Genomic DNA, 15543 nt, shown 5'->3' with positions numbered 1-15543 from the left:
GTCTTGTAAAAGTAAAAGGAAAAAAGGCGCCGCCTCAGGCAAGCAGCGACAGCACGGGCGGCAGCACCAGGGCCAGGCCGGCGACCAGCAGCAGCACGAAGACGGCGCGGCGCACGTGCTCGATGGGCAGGCGCGAAGGGTGGCGGCGCGCCAGCCAGGTCAGCCCCGTCACCAGCGGCAAGGCCTCGAGGGTCAGCCACAGGGCCGTCATGCTGAACTCGCCATGCGCCAGCACGAGGGCCAGGCGCAGCACGGCATTCGCGGCGAACAGTACGATCAGCGAATGGCGGATCATGTCGGCCGGCCATGGCTGGCGGTACAGGTGGTACACCATGGGCGGGCCGGCGCTGGCGAACAGGCCGCCCATCACGCCGGACACGCCGCCGAAGAACAGGAAGGCGGGCAGGCCGGATTGCCGCGCACGCGCGCTGGCGCGCAGCACCAGCATGCACGCGCAGACGACGATGGCGCAACCGAGCAGGAATCGCAGCAGGGTCACTTGCTGCGCGCTGAACCAGCCCAGCAGGGCCACGCCCGCACCCACGCCCAGCTGGCTGACGGCCAGTGCAGGGCCAAATACGGGCCAGGCCAGCTGCGGGCGCGTGCGGCCAAACGTGATGGCGGCATTCACCAGCACCAGCACGCTGACCACGTTGGCGACATCGCCCAGGCTGGCCAGGTGCAGCACGGCCGTCAGGCCCAGCAGGATCAGGCCGAAGGCAAAGCCCGTCAAGTTCTGCGCGTAACTGGCCAGCGCCACGCAGGCCAGGAACAGCAGATGCGACGCCACGCTCATGCCAGGCTCATTTCGCCAGCGACAGGAAAAAGTCCTGCTGCGCGCAGCCGCGCCGCACGAACACGGGCGGCTGGCCCAACGGCGCATCGACTTCCACGCGCTGGCCGCCTTCGAAGGCGGCGCCGCTCCATAGGTGGATCCAGGCGTCGCCCTGCGGCAGGTAGGCGCTCCAGCGCGCAGCACCCGCCGCATGCACGGGCGCCACCAGCAGGTCGGGGCCGAACAGATACTGGTCCTGGATGGCGTAGGTGGCGCGGTCGTGCTCATAGTGCAGGAACAGGGGGCGTTGCAGCGGCAGGCCGCGCGCCACGGCATCCTCGGCCAGGGCGCGGATGGTCGGCGCCAGCGCCACGTGCAGCTGCGTCATGCGGGCGAAGTGGCGGAACACCTGTTCATCCTGGTAGAACTGGAAGTTTTCGTCCGGGCGGTTGCCTTCGTGCGTGCGCATCATCGACGTAAACACGGCCATCTCCGTCCAGCGCTGGAACAGTTCGGCCGTGCGCAGGTTGCCGAACAGGCTCGTGTAGCCGCCGATATCGCTGTGGTGGTAGGCGTTGCCCAAGAGGCCGGACGACAGCGCGCCGCAGATCACCGTCTGCAAGCCATCGTGGCGGCTGAAGTCGACCGACTGGTCGCCTGCCCACAGCAGCGGGCAGTGCGCCTGCACGCCCGTGTAGCCGGCGCGCATGAAGAAGGTGGCGTCGCCCGTCTTGCCGGCTGCTTCGATGGCGCGCGCATTGACTTCGGCCCACAGGGTCGGCCAGGCGTTGTGCATCAGGCGCGCATCGACGCCATTGTGCAGGCGCAGGTCGATCGGCAGGTATTCGCCGAAATCGGCCATCCAGCCGGACAGGCCGAAGTCGAGCATTTCCTGGCGCAGGATGCGTTCCTCGAACCACAGCGCGGCGGCCGGATTGGTGAAGTCGACGACGCCGCAATCGAATTCGCCGAAGTCCACCAGGTAGGCGCCGCCATCGATGGCCGTGGCCAGAAAGCCCTGCCGCAGCGCTTCCTGGTACAGGGTGCCGTCGTTGCACAGGTAGGGATTGACGTAGCCGAGGAAGCGGATGTCCTGTCTGGCCAGGTCGGCGATCCAGTTTTTCAGGTCCGGATAGCGCTGCGGCTGCCAGCGCCAGTCCCAGAACAGGCGCTTGCCGAACGAGGTCTGGCGCAAGCCCACCCAGTCTTCGCACCACAGGGCGCTGACGGGCAAGCCGTGCTCCTGCGCCTGCGCGAGGATGGCGCGCGCGTGATCTTCGCCGCCTTTCAGGCCCAGCATGGCGCCATTTTGCAGCCAGGCGGGCAGCTGTGGCTGGCGGCCGAAGCGCTGCGAGACGACGCCGACCAGGTCGACGAAGGTCTCGGCCAGCATGAATTCCAGGCGCTCGGGCATGGCCCAGAATTGCAGTTCGTGGAAATCCGGCTGGCGGAAATCGAAGTCCGCATACGCCGTCGTCTCCGCATGCAGGCAGTAGCGCTGCGAGGAGATAAAGCTCGGCTGCGGATAATTCGTGTGATAGTAGTCGCCGCCCGACTTGGATGTGACGTCCGCCTGCCATGTCAGGTGCGTCGACTTGTCGCGGCCCACGCCCGGCTCCGACGTCCACAAGGGGAAGTGGCGGCCGCGCAGGTCGAAGTACGACATCTGCTCGCCGCAGCCCCAGACATGCTCGTCCTGTTCCGCGGGCAGGCGCAGCCACAGGCGGTTCCAGCCCGGCGCCGCGTAGCGCACCACCAGGTGCACGCCATGCGGCTGTGATTGGACGGCCAGCACCAGTTGCGGAGCATCGCCCGCATGGCGCGCAAAGCTCAGGGTGGCGCCGTCGCCATCCTGCGTGACGGCCAGCGCGCGCAGGGCGCTGCGCTCCTCGACATAATCTTCGATGGCGAAGTTACCGCGGTACATTTCCATGCTTTCGCGGCCCTGGCCGACGAACACGCATGGCGCAGCGGCGCCGTGGCGCAGCAGCAAGCGGCCGGCGCAGCGCAGGGCGACGCTGTCATTTTCCTGGTGTAGTGTGTACTGCATGACGATCAACTCCTGTGAAAACCGGCCGCCCTCATGGTGGCGTGGGGCGGGCCGGCGGTGCATCAACAAATAAGCACTAAATTAAAAGACGAGGAACATGCCGGCGGTCAGCTCGACGGGGCTGTAGCCGAAGTAGTTATTGTCCCCCCGGAACTGCAATACGCCCAGCTTGGCATGGCTGTTGTTGGCGATGCGCGTGGCATACGCGTAGAACGACAGGGTCGGCTGGAAGTTGTACAGGTAGCCCAGCGAGTAGGCTGTCGACGTGGGCTTGCCCACGCCATCGCCCGTGTTCGTGCCGAACGCGCCTTTGGCGTTGGCGCCGTCATAGCTGATGTGCGCCAGGCTGCCCTCGATGCGGTGCTTGCCGAGGTCGTAGGCGCCCGAGACGCCGAAGGCGTCGGCCGCATAGCCGCCCGCGTTCGACACGCGGTAGGAGGTGTAGGAGCCGCCCAAGGTAAAATCGTGCCACTTGTAGCGCGCGCCAACGATGTCCGTGACCTGGTTGCGCTTGAGGAAGTTCGGCGTGCCCCCCGTGCTGATGTCGTTGCTCTGCTGGTAATCCATGTGCGCATAGCCGAGGAACAGGTCGCCCTTTTTGTACAGCACGTTGGCGGCCCAGCTGCGGCCATCGTTTTCCAGATCGGTGGCGGAAGACGCCTGCTGGCCGGCCGAATACGACACTTCCGCCGAGATGTTGTTCCAGGTGGGGCTGCGGTAGCGCAGCGCATTGCCGTAGAACAAGGCCGTGCCCGAGTTGTTGCCGGCCAAACTCGTCGTCTTGCTGGCGTTGCCCGTGACGGGATCCTTCAGGTAGCGGCCCAGGGATTCGGGACGCGTGAGCGAGAACAGGGCGCTGAAGTCGTTGGCGCCGTAATTGTGCGCCGAGGCCAGGTCGGCGCCCAGCGAGACCCAGAACGGCGCCATGTACATGGTGCCGCCTTCGATCGAACCCCAGGTGGTCGAGGCAAAGCCGACGGTGGAACCGCGGTTGAACAGCACGGACGAGGTGGTGTTGTTTTGCGTGCCGCCGCCCGCATTGCCGTTGAACAGGTTCAAGCCCGTCTCGACGCCGAAGATGGCCTTGTATTCATCGCTGAAGACCCAGGCGCCCGTGAGGCCCAGGCGGCTGGCCATCTCGCCCTGGTTCAGGCGGTGGTTGGTCAGCTGGCGCCCGCTGGCATCCTTGCCGCGCGAAACCGTATAGCCGATGTCGCCACGGCCGTACAGTTTCCAGTTGAAGCCGGTGACCGGTTTCACGGGCGCCGCTGCCGGTGCGGCAGCCATCGCCGCTGCTGGTGCTGGCTGGGCCGCTTTCGCTTCCATCTGCGCCACCCGGTCCTGCAACTGGGCCAGCATGGCTTTCATGTCGCTGAGTTCGTCGGCGCGCGCGTTAGCGCTAACAAATGGTGCCGAGAGAAGCACGCCGGTGATGGCCGCGGCCAATGTGGTTTTGCGTAAAGTCGTTTGCATGATCTTGTCTCCTGTGTTTTTTATGAGTATGGTTGCTGATCCCTGCCTTGCCTACCTTGAAATAATCAAATCCCTCCCATGCACAAATATTTGATATCGAGGAAGTCGTCCATGCCGTAATGCGAGCCTTCGCGGCCCATGCCCGAATGCTTGACGCCGCCGAACGGCGCCATTTCGTTGGCGATCATGCCCGTGTTGATGCCGACCATGCCCACTTCCAGTTCTTCCGCCACGCGCCAGACTCTGCCCAGGTCGCGGCTGTAGAAATAGCCGGCCAGGCCGAACTGCGTGGCATTGGCCATGGCGACGACTTCCTCTTCGCTGCCGAAGCGGAACAGCGGCGCCAGCGGGGCGAAGGTTTCCTCGGTGGCGACCAGCATGTCGCTGTTCGCTTCCAGCACCACGCTGGGCTCGAAAAAGCTGCCGCCCAGCGCGTGGCGCTTGCCGCCGATGGCCAGCTTGCCGCCCTTGGCCAGCGCGTCGGCGATATGCTGTTCGATCTTGCGCACGGCGTTTTCATCGATCAGCGGGCCTTGCGTGACGCCTGCTTCGGTGCCGGCCCCCAGTTTCAGCTCGGCCACCTTGGCCACCAGGCGGGCGGCGAAGTCGTCGTAGATGCCGTCCTGCACGTAGATGCGGTTGGCGCAGACGCAGGTCTGGCCGCTGTTGCGGTATTTCGACATCAGCACGCCTTCGACGGCCGCGTCGATATCGGCATCCTCGAAAACGATGAAGGGCGCGTTGCCGCCCAGTTCCAGCGACAGCTTCTTGATCGTGCCGGCCGCCTCGCGCGACAGCCAGGCGCCCACTTCCGTCGATCCCGTAAACGTGATCTTGCGCACCAGGTCGTTATGGCACAGTTCCGTGCCGATGGCCTGCGCCGCGCCCGTCACCACATTGAACACGCCGGGCGGCACGCCGGCGCGCAGCGCCAGTTCGGCCAGGGCCAGGGCCGACAGCGGCGTTTGCGACGCCGGTTTCAGGACCATGCTGCAGCCGGCGGCCAGGGCGGGGCCGGCCTTGCGCGTGATCATGCCGTTCGGGAAATTCCACGGCGTGATGGCCGCGCACACGCCGATCGGCTGCTTGATGACGACGATGCGCTTGTCGTTCGACGGCGGCGCGATGACGTCGCCATACGCGCGCTTGCCTTCCTCGGCAAACCATTCCAGGTAGGCCGCGTTCGAGACGATCTCGCCCTTGGCTTCCGCCAGCGACTTGCCTTGCTCGCTGGTGAGTATCAGCGCCAGGTCGTCCGCGTGCTGCAGGATCAGCGCATGCCAGGCGCGCAGCACCGTGGCGCGCGCCTTGACGGTCTGCTTGCGCCACAGCCGGAAGGCCGCATGCGAGGCGGCGATGGCGCGCCGCGTCTCGGCGGCGCCCATGCGCGGCACCGTGGCGATGACCGCGCCGGTAGCCGGGTTGGTGACATCGATGGTGGCGCCGTCATCGGCGTCGCACCAGGCGCCGTCGATCAGGCATTGCTGTTTCAACAGGTTTGCGTCTTGCAGGTTCAACATGAGGGTTCTCCTTGAATGGGGGCTTAGCCAGCTACAGATACTTGCGCGAGGCCGGCATCGACGATGATGTTCTGGCCCGTGATGCCGTCCGAGTCGTCGGCCGCCAGGAACAGGGCCGTGCGCGCCACGTGGCCCGCGTCAAGCCGGTATTTCAGGCATTGCAGTTCGATGAAACGGCGGTCTTCTTCCGGATCGCGCCACAGCGCGGCCTGGCGGTCCGTGGCGATGGCGCCCGGGGCGATGGCGTTGACGCGGATATTCTGCTCGCCCAGCTCGCGCGCCAGGGTACGCGACAGGCCCGCGATGCCCGCCTTGGACGTGGTGTAGCCGACCAGGTTGGGGCGCCCGCGCATCCACGAGATCGAGCCCAGGTTGATGATGGAACCGCCGCCGGCGGCCGCCATGCCAGGCGCCACCTGCTGGATGGCGAACACGTGGTGTTTCAAGTTCAGCGCCAGGCAGTTGTCCCAGTATTCGGGCGTCAGTTCGGCCAGCGAATGGCGGTCGTCGCGGCCCGCGTTATTGAGCAGTACGCGGATGGCGCCGAAGCGCGCCTCGACGTCGGCCAGGCTGGCTTGGTAGGCGGCGATGTCGCGGATGTCGCTGTACACGAAACAGGGCGCGTGCCGGCACAGGGGCGCCAGACGCGCGGCCAGGGCGTCGCTGGCGTCGCGGTCGATGTCGCAAAAAGCCACTTGTGCGCCTTGCAGGGCGAAGTGTTCGACCAGCGAAGCGCCGATGCCGGAGCCGCCGCCGGAAACGAAGACCACGCGGTCCTGCAGGCTGGGGTAGAGAGTGATGTTGGCGTTCATGCTGTCCTCAGGGTGAAGATCCGGATATCAATCCCGGTACAGGGGGTCGGGGCGGCCGGCCACGTCCAGGCGCACGGCAAAAAGGCCGCCGGCCTGCGGCTGGCGCGCCAGTTCGTCGTCGCTTGCGCCTTCGCGCGCGCTGGTGATGTACAGGGTGCGCAGGTCGGCGCCGCCAAAGGCGATCATGGTGGGGCGCGTGACGGGCACGCGCACGATGCCGATGATCTCGCCCTGCGGCGAAAAGCGCAGCACCCGGCCGCCTTCGTATTGCGCGCTCCAGTAGCAGCCTTCGGCATCGAGCGCCGCGCCATCGGGGCGGCCGCCGTACACGGCGTCCTCGCCCTTGGCGGGCAGGCGGGCAAACACCTTGCGTTCGCCCACCTGGCCGCTGGCCGCGTCAAAGGCGAAACGGTAGATTACGTGGTTCGGCGTGTCGGACTGGAACAGCGATTGGCCATCGGCCGCGAAGGCGAGGCCATTGCTGACTTTCACGCCAAGATCCTGTTGCGGCCCCCAGCCCAGGCGCGTGGCGCCCCTTTCCAGGCAAAACATGGCAGCCAGTTCCGCCGTGCGCGGTTCGTACATGGCGCCGGCCCAGAAACGCCCGGCGCTGTCGCAGCGGCCATCGTTGAAACGCATGTCGCGGCTGTCGTAGGGGGCGTCGGCCAGCTTGTCGAGCAAGCCTTCCTGCGGATAGAAGCGGTAGAACCCGTCGCGCAGGGCTGCCACCAGGCCGCCCTTTTCAGCCAGGGCGATGCAGCCCGGCTCGCACGGCACCCACCAGACGCGGTCGAGGCTTGTGGCCGGATCGTAGCGGTGCAGGCGGCGCCCGGCGATATCGATCCAGTACAAACACTGCTCGGCCACGCTCCACAGCGGGCATTCGCCCAGCTGGGCGCGCGCGTCGAGCACGAGTTCGGCTTGCCATTCACGCATGCTGGCTCTCCTCGATGGCCAGGCGCATGGCGATGTGCAGACTCTCGCCGGGCGCCAGCAAGCGCATGCCGGTGTCACGCGCGCCGCGCGCGGCCAGCGCAAACGCGTTATTCGCGTGCGTGACGGGTTCGATGGCGATGAAGCTGCGCTCGTCGTTGGGTGCGAAGCACACGAGGTGGCGGCAATTCTCGCTGGCCGACAGCTGCACGCTGTAGTCGCCGTAATCGAGGCTGGCGCGGCCCGTCCAGCCGCTGTAGCAATGGTCGCTGCGCCAGCCGGCCACGGGCTGCGGCGTGGCGAATGGCGACGCTTGCGCCACGGGCGCGAGGCCGGCTGGCAAGTGGTCATCGCCCATGCTCCACACGCCATCCCATTGCGCCTGCAGGCGCAGGCCGGGCGCCAGCGGAAAGTAGGGGTGAAAACCCAGGCCGGTGGGCATGGCGCGCGTATCGTCATTGCGCACGGATAAGGTCAGGCGCAGGCCGGCAGCGTCGAGCAGCACGGTTTGCCGCGCTTCGCAGGCGAACGGCCAGTCGGCGTCGCCGCCGTGCACCAGCAGCAGTTCGGCGCTGTCGTCCGCACGCGCCGCAACGTGCCAGGCGCGCTGCCAGCCGAAGCCGTGGATGCTGTGCGGCTCGGGCGGGAAGTTGGCGCGCAGCGCATGCGCCTGTTCCTGCGCCTGCAGCATGGCGTTGCCGATGCGGTTCGAATACGGCACCAAAGGGTAGCAGGCCATCTGCCGCACGTCGGCAGCGGCTGGCGCGGCGCGCAGGATGTCGCGCCCGCGCCAGCGGAAAGCCGCCAGCGCGCCACCCGTGGCCGGGTGGACGTCGGCGCGGCAGTCGCCGTGCGCCAGGGTGAAGGGAGACTGGTGGTCCATTCTCAGCCCTTCAAGCCGCCCGAGGTCAGGCCGCTGACGACCTTTTCCTGGAAGATCACGATCAGCACGACGATGGGCACGATGGCCACCACCAGTGCCGCCGAAATGATCGGCCACGGGAAGGCGAACTCGCCCTGGTACAGCTGGATGCCGACAGGCAGGGTGCGGTAGGCCACGGCCGAATTCATCGACAGCGCCAGCAGGAACTCGTCCCAGGAATTCACAAACGCAAGGATGGCGGCCGTCGCCACGCCAGGGGCGGCCAGCGGCAGCACGATGCGCCACAGGGCGCTCAACCGGGTGCAGCCGTCGAGCATGGCCGCGTTCTCGATGTCGCGCGGGATATCCTGGAAAAAGCTCACCATCATCAGGGTGCAGATGGGCAGGTTCAGCACCGTGTACGGCAGCACCAGCGCCCAGTAGGAGTTCAGCAAGCCCAGGCTGCGCATGATCTCGAACAGCGGCACCATCAGCGTCACCAGCGGGAACATCGACACGCCGATGATGGCAGTGAGGATCAGGCCGCGGAAGCGCAGGCGCAAGCGGGCGATCGCATACGCGGCCAGCGCGCTGATGAACAGGCTGAGCAGGGTCGACAGGCCGGCCACGATCAGGCTGTTGGTCAGGAATGTCAGCAGCGGCTGGTCCTGGAAGGCGGAGATGAAATTGCCGACGGTCGGTTCGTGCGGCCAGTAGGTGATCGGCTTTTGCGTCAGTTCGCTCTCGGTTTTCAGTGAGGTAAACAGGATCCACAGGGCGGGGAAGACGCCGTTGAGGATGACGATCGCGGCGGCGAACCAGCGCAGGCGCTTCGATGAAAACAGGCCGCTCATTCTTTGTCTCCTCTTACATATTTCAGATACACAAACGTGGTGGCCATCGACAGCAGGAACATGAAGACCGCCAGGGTCGAGCCGTAGCCCACGTCGAGGTAGTCGACGGTATTGGACTGGATGTACATGGCCAGGGTCTTGGTTTCGTCGCCAGGGCCAGGCATGTTGTAGGGAATATCGAAGGACTGGATGGCCGTCAGGGTGCGGAAGATCAGCGCCACCAGCATCGATGGCACCAGCAGGGGCAGGGTCACTTCCGTGAATTGCTTCCATTTGCTGGCGCCGTCCACTTCGGCCGCTTCATACAGCGAGGCGGGGATGGTCTGCAGGCCGGCCAGCAAAATGAGCGCCATGAACGACGAGGTTTTCCAGATGGTCGTGATGCAGATGGCGGCCATGGTCAGCGCGGGCGAATTGAACCAGATCTGCGGTTCCCAGCCCAGGCCGGGGATCAAGAGGTCGATGCGGCGGATGATGTCGTTCACCAGGCCGTATTCGCTGTGGAAGAACCAGGCGAAGATCAGACCGACGAAGGCCAGCGGCAACGCCCACGGCAGCAGCAGCGCCAGGCGCACGGGCCAGCGGTATTTGAACGGCATGTTGGCCAGCATGGCCAGGCCCAGGCCCGCCACCAGCGCGCCCGGCACGGTGACGACGGTGATGATGACGGTGTTTTTCAAGGACTTCCAGAACAGGCTGTCTTCCAGCGCCATCTTGTAGTTGTCCAGGCCCACGAAACTGGGCAGGCTGCCGCCGGACAGGCGGATGTCGAAAAAGCTGTTGTAGATCAGTTTGCTGACCGGGTAGGCCACGATCAGCAGTAAAAAGAGAATCGCCGGCGTCAGCAGGACCCAGGCCAGCGTTGTTTCGCTGGGGTCCGTGATGCGGCTTTTCAGGGTGCGTTGCCTCATGATTTCCTCGTCTGTTGCGGTGTGCGTATGCGTGTGCCGCCCGCGCCGCCGTCGTGGCGGCACGGGTTCGGTCTCCTTAGCGCAGGATGCGCTTGACGCGGTTTTCGATCTCGGCCACGCCCGCCGCCGGCGTTTTCACGCCCGCCATCACGGCATTCGTGTTGACGCGCACGGCTTCGGACACTTCGCTGTAGCGCGGCGTGACGGGACGCGAACGGGCGCTTTGCACCACCGGCAAGGCATCGGCGAACCAGCCATTGGCGGCCAGTACTTCCTTGTCCTGGTAGACGGACGGGTAGACGGGCAGGTTGGACGCCTTGATGGCCAGCTGCTTCGACACTTCCGGGCTCGACAGCCAACGCACGAGCTTGGCCGATGCTTCCTTGTTTTTCGAGAACGAAGACACGGCCCACTGCCAGCCGCCGATGCACGAGGCAGGTTTGCCGCCCGCCATGGCCGGCAGGCTGACGACGCCGACTTTATCCTTCACGCTGCTGTCGGCGCCATCCTGGAAGTGGTTCCAGGCATAGCCCCAGTTGACGGCAAACAACACGTTGCCGGCCTGGAATTCCTTGCGCGTATCGTCGGTGGCCACTTCGGCGATATTCTTTTTCGCCACGCCCTGGTCGACCAGCTTGCGCCACATGGCCAGGCCCGCTTCCGCCTTGGGCTTGTCCAGGGTCAGCTTGCCATTGGTGACCAGTTCGCCGCCCTGGCTCCAGTACGGCAACAGGAAGGTGCAGACGGCGCCTTCGATGGCCTTGCCCTGGAAGCTGATGCCTTGCAATTCCGGATTCTTTTCGCCGGCCTGGATGGTGCGTGCCACGCTGGCCAGTTCATCCCAGGTTTTCGGCGCCGCCAGCTTGTACTTGGCCAGCAAGTCCTTGCGGTAGTAGAGGAACATGGCGTCGGCAAAGGCGGGCAGGGCCACGACCTTGTTGTCGACCATATTGGCTTGCTTGTAGGCGGGCAAGTACTGGCCCATGATCTTGTCGCGGTCGGCGCCCAGGTATTTGTCCAGGCTTTCGATCCAGCCGGCCGACGCGTACTGGGCCGGGCGGATGATGTCGATCAGGAATACGTCCAGGGTGGTGTCGCCGGCCGACAGCACCGTGTTCAGGTATTTCTGCTGCAGTTCGGACGTGGCGCCGCCCGTTTCCAGGTCGATCTTGACGCCGGGATTGGCGGCCATGAACTTGGCGAACAGTTCGCGCATGACTTCGGGGCGCTCCTGGCCGCCGACGAATACCTTGACGGTTTGCGCGTGCGCGCCGGTAGCGAGGACGAAGGTGGCGCCGAGCGCCAGGATGAGGGATTTGATACGCATGATGTTGTCTCCTATTTTTGGAATGGGTATGCCGGTCGTTCGCGGCTTATCGGGAGGGCAGTACCGCGCCCCCTTGCGGATCGAACAGATGGAATTTTTCCATGTCCAGCTGTACCGTGACTTGCTGTCCCGGCGTCAGGGCAAACGTGGGCGGCAGGCGCGCCGTCAATTCGCCGCCTTCGCACTGGAAGATGACCAGGGTTTCCGCGCCCAGCGGTTCGACCACCACGACCGTCGCGGCCAGGGCGGCGCTGGCGGGACTGGCCGCTTCCAGCGTGATGTCTTCCGGGCGGATGCCGAACTCCACTGCGCGGCCGTCGAGCTTGCCGCATGCGGCCTGGCGCTCGAGCGGCAGGGCCAGGCGGGCCGCGCCCAGCACGATCTCGGCCTGGCCGGCGCCGTTGCGCGCCACCTTGGCGCCGAGGAAGTTCATCGGCGGCGAACCCGTGAAGCCGGCGACGAATTTCGATACGGGTTCGTTGTAGATCTGGTCCGGCGTGCCGACCTGCATGATGTTGCCGCCGGACAGTACGACGATGCGCTCGGCCAGGGTCATCGCTTCGACCTGGTCATGCGTGACGTAAATGGTGGTGGCGCCGATGCGCTGGTGCAGTTTCTTGATTTCCGTGCGCATTTCCGAGCGCAGCAGGGCGTCCAGGTTCGACAGCGGTTCATCGAACAGGAACAGCTTGGCCTGGCGTACGATGGCGCGGCCCATGGCTACGCGCTGGCGCTGGCCGCCGGACAGGGCGCGCGGCTTGCGGTCGAGCAAATGGTCGATTTTCAGGATGGTGGCGGCGGCGCGCACGCGCTGTTCGATTTCCGCCTTGGGGAACTTGCGCAGTTTCAAGCCAAAGCCCAGGTTGTCGAACACGGACTTGTGCGGATACAGCGCATAGTCCTGGAACACCATGGCGATGTCGCGTTCGCGCGGCGGCAAGTCGTTGACGACTTGTCCCTCGATGGAGATGGTGCCGCCCGTGATGGATTCGAGCCCCGCCACCATGCGCATCAGTGTTGATTTTCCGCAACCCGAAGGGCCCACGAAGACGACGAACTCGCCTTGCTTGATTTCCAGGTCGATGCCATGAATGACTTCGACGCCGTTGTCGTACTTCTTGACGACCTTTTCCAGTTTTACACCTGACATGCTTGTCTCCAAAAGATGCGAATGACGCGTCTGAGCGCGCTACGTGCGTTGCAACAGTGTGTCGCAACAGAATAATTAGTAGGCTCCCGTGTCGAGGGCTTTCGCCAGCGACGGTTTCAGGGCCGTGATAAAGGCATTGGCCTGGCGCATCATCATGCCCATGTCCGAAGCGATGGCCACGTAGTCATAGCCGTAACTGATGAAAGTGTGCACCATTTCCGGCGAGGGGCCGACAATGCCGATCGGTTTGCCGATGGCGCGCGCACGGCGGGCCGCGTCGGCAATGGCCGCCTGCACGTCCGGGTGGCCAATATTGCCGATGTGGCCCATGGCGGCCGACAGGTCGCCCGGTCCCACGAACAGGGCGTCGACGCCATCGACGGCGGCGATTTCTTCCAGCTGCGCCAGGGCGGCCGGGGTTTCCAGCTGGATAATCGAGAAGACGGCGCCGTTGGCGCGCGTGGCGTAGTCGGGCACGGTGCCGTAGCGGCTGGCGCGGTGCATGGCGGCAAAACCGCGCGTGCCGGGGATGGCCTGGCCCGGTTGCGGATAGCGGGTGGCTGCCACGGCGCTGCGCGCCTCGCCGGCATTTTCCACGAACGGGAACATCAGCGTTTGCGCGCCGATGTCGAGCGCGCGCTTGATCTGCACCAGGTCGTTCCAGGCCAGGCGCACGACGGGGCAGGCCGGCGTGCCGCCGACTGCCTGCAGGATCTGGTAGGCGTCCTGGTAGTCGATGGGCACGTGTTCCATGTCCAGCACCAGCCAGTCGAAGCCGGCGCAGCCCATGGCTTCGGCCGTCACGGGCGTGCCGGCCATCAGCCAGCTGCCCAGCGGTACTGCTTTGTCCGCCAGCAAGGCGCGGAAACGGTTGTCCAGGATATCCATAGTTGTGCTCTCTAATATAGGTAGGGAAGGCGGCGGCGTCAGAAAATCGGCGGCTCCGGCGTGGCGGCGTTGCCCAGCAAGAAGTCCAGGTCGCAGCCCTGGTCCGCCTGCGTCACGTGTTCCATGTACAGCTTGGTGTAGCCGCGCGCATATTTTTGCGCCGGCGCCTGCCACTCGGCGCGGCGGCGCGCCAGTTCCTCGTCCGTTACCTCCATGTTCAAGGTGCGCGCGGCGATGTCGAGCACTATCATGTCGCCGTTGCGTACCAACGCCAGCGGACCGCCGACGGCCGCTTCGGGCGTCACGTGCAGCACGCAGGTGCCGTAGTGGGTGCCGCTCATGCGCGCGTCGGAGATGCGCACCATGTCGCGGATGCCCTGCTGCAGCAGCTTTTTCGGCACGGGCAGATTGCCCCATTCCGGCATGCCTGGCGCGCCGATGGGTCCGCCATTGCGCAGGATCAAGACCGTGTTTTCATCGATATCGAGGTCGGGTGCGTGGATTTGCGCCAGCATTTCCGCGTTCGAGTCGAACACGAGGGCGCGTCCGCGGTGTTTGGCGAACTTCGGATTGGCGGCCGATGGTTTGATGACGGCGCCGCCAGGACACAGGTTGCCGCGCAGCACGGCCAGCGCCGCGCCGTCGGCCACCGGCTGCGACACCTTGCGGATAACGCTGTCGTCCAGGCAGACGGCGTCGGCGATATTCTCGCCCAAGGTACGGCCCGTCACCGTCAAGGCCGTCAAGTCCAGCTGCGGCATGATTTCCTTGAGCAGGGCCGGCATGCCGCCCGCATAGAAGAAATCTTCCATCAGCTTGTCGCCGGAAGGGAACAGGTTGGCGATGACCGGTACTTTTTGCGCCATCGCATCCATTTCATCGAGCGACAGGGCCAGGCCGGCGCGCCCGGCGATGGCCACCAGGTGGATGGCCGCGTTGGTCGAGCCGCCGAGCGCCATGTAGGCCGCCACGCCGTTCGACAGCGCGGCGCGGGTGAAGAAGCGCGACGGCTTCAAGTCTTCCCACACCATGCCGACGATGCGCTCGCCGCATTGCGAGGCCATGCGCACGTGGTTGGCATCCATGGCGGGGATGCTGGTGGCGCCCGGCAAGGTAAAGCCCATCGCTTCGACGATGGACGTCATGGTGGACGCCGTGCCCATGGTGTTGCAGGTGCCGGGCGAGCGCGTCATCTTCGCTTCCAGCTTGATCCACTCGGGCTTGGCGATGTCGCCGGCCACGTAATCGTCCCAGAATTTCTTGGTATGCGTGCCCGCGCCCACGCTCTGGCCGCGGTAGCGGTCGTTGAGCATGGGGCCGGCGGGACAGAAGATGGCGGGGATGTCCATGCTGATGGCGCCCATCAGCATGCCGGGCGTCGTCTTGTCGCAGCCACCGAGCAGCACGGCGCCGTCGATGGGCAGCGAGCGCAGCAGTTCCTCCGTTTCCATGGCGAGGAAGTTGCGGTAGATCATGGTGGTGGGCTTGACCATCACTTCGCCCAGCGACAGGGCCGGCAGCTCGACGGGGAAGCCGCCGGCCAGCAGGATGCCCCGTTTGACGGCTTCGGCCCGCTCACGCAGGTGCGAGTGGCACGGCGACAGGTCGCTCCAGGTATTGATGATGGCGATGACGGGGCGGTCGAGGAATTCCTCGCGGCGCAAGCCCATCTGCTGCAAGCGCTGGCGGTGGGCGAACGAGCGCATGTCGTCTGGGGCCAGCCAGCGCTGGCTGCGCAGGGATTCCAGCGTGCGGCGGGAGGTAGCGGAGCTCAATGTGTGTCCTTTTTGGTTGCCTGGCGCGCTGCGTATGGCGTTCCAGTGCGGCTGTCTCGGGTCTTGCCGTCAGTCTTTGTTAGCGCTAACATTGCAAGTACAGCGAAATATAATTTGAATCGCCGGGGGCTGTCAACAGATTTAATGCAGGGGGAATGCGCGCAGCCATTACACTATCGGCATGATTTCATTTGCGCCAATTTCCAGGGTGGA

Annotated in this window: 13 protein-coding genes; all 13 read right to left on the bottom strand. The window is 65.4% G+C overall.

Annotation, left to right across the window (positions count from 1 at the left end; genetic code table 11):
* Positions 1 to 34 precede the first annotated feature (34 nt).
* Entirely contained in the window at positions 35 to 796 is a 762-nt protein-coding gene (locus tag O3297_RS10540) for a TSUP family transporter (RefSeq protein ID WP_092605538.1), read from the bottom strand.
* Positions 797 to 803: 7 nt separating this feature from the next.
* Positions 804 to 2825: an alpha-glucosidase gene (locus O3297_RS10535; protein WP_305048637.1), complete on the bottom strand. Its 2022-nt coding sequence runs from the start codon at positions 2823 to 2825 to the stop codon at positions 804 to 806.
* Between the two features lie 81 nt (positions 2826 to 2906).
* Positions 2907 to 4298: a porin gene (locus O3297_RS10530; RefSeq protein WP_099388109.1), complete on the bottom strand. Its 1392-nt coding sequence runs from the start codon at positions 4296 to 4298 to the stop codon at positions 2907 to 2909.
* A gap of 65 nt (positions 4299 to 4363) precedes the next feature.
* Complete coding sequence (locus O3297_RS10525; protein ID WP_305048636.1) at positions 4364 to 5818, bottom strand: NAD-dependent succinate-semialdehyde dehydrogenase; 1455 nt, start codon at positions 5816 to 5818, stop codon at positions 4364 to 4366.
* 23 nt (positions 5819 to 5841) lie between these two features.
* Positions 5842 to 6630, bottom strand: coding sequence for an SDR family NAD(P)-dependent oxidoreductase (locus O3297_RS10520; protein ID WP_305048635.1), 789 nt, complete (start codon positions 6628 to 6630; stop codon positions 5842 to 5844).
* A 27-nt stretch (positions 6631 to 6657) separates the two neighbouring features.
* Entirely contained in the window at positions 6658 to 7566 is a 909-nt protein-coding gene (locus tag O3297_RS10515; RefSeq protein WP_305048634.1) for an SMP-30/gluconolactonase/LRE family protein, read from the bottom strand.
* A complete protein-coding gene (locus tag O3297_RS10510) occupies positions 7559 to 8446 on the bottom strand; it encodes an aldose 1-epimerase (RefSeq protein WP_305048633.1) in 888 nt (295 codons plus the stop codon). Before O3297_RS10510 ends, O3297_RS10515 begins: the two co-directional genes overlap by 8 nt.
* A 2-nt stretch (positions 8447 to 8448) precedes the next feature.
* Positions 8449 to 9279, bottom strand: a complete 831-nt coding sequence (locus O3297_RS10505) for a carbohydrate ABC transporter permease (RefSeq protein ID WP_305048632.1) — start codon at positions 9277 to 9279, stop codon at positions 8449 to 8451.
* On the bottom strand, positions 9276 to 10190 hold the full coding sequence (locus O3297_RS10500; RefSeq protein WP_034755235.1) for a carbohydrate ABC transporter permease: 915 nt from the start codon (positions 10188 to 10190) through the stop codon (positions 9276 to 9278). Before O3297_RS10500 ends, O3297_RS10505 begins: the two co-directional genes overlap by 4 nt.
* Before the next feature lie 76 nt (positions 10191 to 10266).
* Positions 10267 to 11517, bottom strand: a complete 1251-nt coding sequence (locus O3297_RS10495; protein ID WP_305048631.1) for an ABC transporter substrate-binding protein — start codon at positions 11515 to 11517, stop codon at positions 10267 to 10269.
* A gap of 46 nt (positions 11518 to 11563) precedes the next feature.
* Positions 11564 to 12667 carry an ABC transporter ATP-binding protein gene (locus O3297_RS10490; protein ID WP_305048630.1) on the bottom strand — a complete coding sequence of 368 codons (1104 nt, stop codon included), beginning with the start codon at positions 12665 to 12667 and terminating at the stop codon, positions 11564 to 11566.
* Positions 12668 to 12742: 75 nt separating this feature from the next.
* Complete coding sequence (locus O3297_RS10485) at positions 12743 to 13555, bottom strand: HpcH/HpaI aldolase/citrate lyase family protein (RefSeq protein ID WP_034778555.1); 813 nt, start codon at positions 13553 to 13555, stop codon at positions 12743 to 12745.
* Between the two features lie 38 nt (positions 13556 to 13593).
* Positions 13594 to 15261 (bottom strand): L-arabinonate dehydratase, encoded by a 1668-nt coding sequence (gene araD, locus O3297_RS10480; protein ID WP_244517438.1) that lies wholly within the window; start codon positions 15259 to 15261, stop codon positions 13594 to 13596.
* Positions 15262 to 15543 lie beyond the last annotated feature (282 nt).

Source organism: Janthinobacterium sp. SUN128, from assembly GCF_030587275.1.
GTDB classification, from domain to species: Bacteria; Pseudomonadota; Gammaproteobacteria; order Burkholderiales; family Burkholderiaceae_D; genus Janthinobacterium; species Janthinobacterium lividum.
The sequence above is the reverse complement of the archived record's forward strand: the minus strand, read 5'-3'. Positions and strand labels throughout refer to the sequence as shown.

Coding starts and splice junctions, on each gene's coding strand:
- O3297_RS10540 (WP_092605538.1), bottom strand. CDS start 796: ATGAGCGTGGCGTCGCATCTGCTGTTCCTGGCCTGCGTGGCGCTGGCC.
- O3297_RS10535 (WP_305048637.1), bottom strand. CDS start 2,825: ATGCAGTACACACTACACCAGGAAAATGACAGCGTCGCCCTGCGCTGC.
- O3297_RS10530 (WP_099388109.1), bottom strand. CDS start 4,298: ATGCAAACGACTTTACGCAAAACCACATTGGCCGCGGCCATCACCGGC.
- O3297_RS10525 (WP_305048636.1), bottom strand. CDS start 5,818: ATGTTGAACCTGCAAGACGCAAACCTGTTGAAACAGCAATGCCTGATC.
- O3297_RS10520 (WP_305048635.1), bottom strand. CDS start 6,630: ATGAACGCCAACATCACTCTCTACCCCAGCCTGCAGGACCGCGTGGTC.
- O3297_RS10515 (WP_305048634.1), bottom strand. CDS start 7,566: ATGCGTGAATGGCAAGCCGAACTCGTGCTCGACGCGCGCGCCCAGCTG.
- O3297_RS10510 (WP_305048633.1), bottom strand. CDS start 8,446: ATGGACCACCAGTCTCCCTTCACCCTGGCGCACGGCGACTGCCGCGCC.
- O3297_RS10505 (WP_305048632.1), bottom strand. CDS start 9,279: ATGAGCGGCCTGTTTTCATCGAAGCGCCTGCGCTGGTTCGCCGCCGCG.
- O3297_RS10500 (WP_034755235.1), bottom strand. CDS start 10,190: ATGAGGCAACGCACCCTGAAAAGCCGCATCACGGACCCCAGCGAAACA.
- O3297_RS10495 (WP_305048631.1), bottom strand. CDS start 11,517: ATGCGTATCAAATCCCTCATCCTGGCGCTCGGCGCCACCTTCGTCCTC.
- O3297_RS10490 (WP_305048630.1), bottom strand. CDS start 12,667: ATGTCAGGTGTAAAACTGGAAAAGGTCGTCAAGAAGTACGACAACGGC.
- O3297_RS10485 (WP_034778555.1), bottom strand. CDS start 13,555: ATGGATATCCTGGACAACCGTTTCCGCGCCTTGCTGGCGGACAAAGCA.
- araD (WP_244517438.1), bottom strand. CDS start 15,261: ATGCGCTCGTTCGCCCACCGCCAGCGCTTGCAGCAGATGGGCTTGCGC.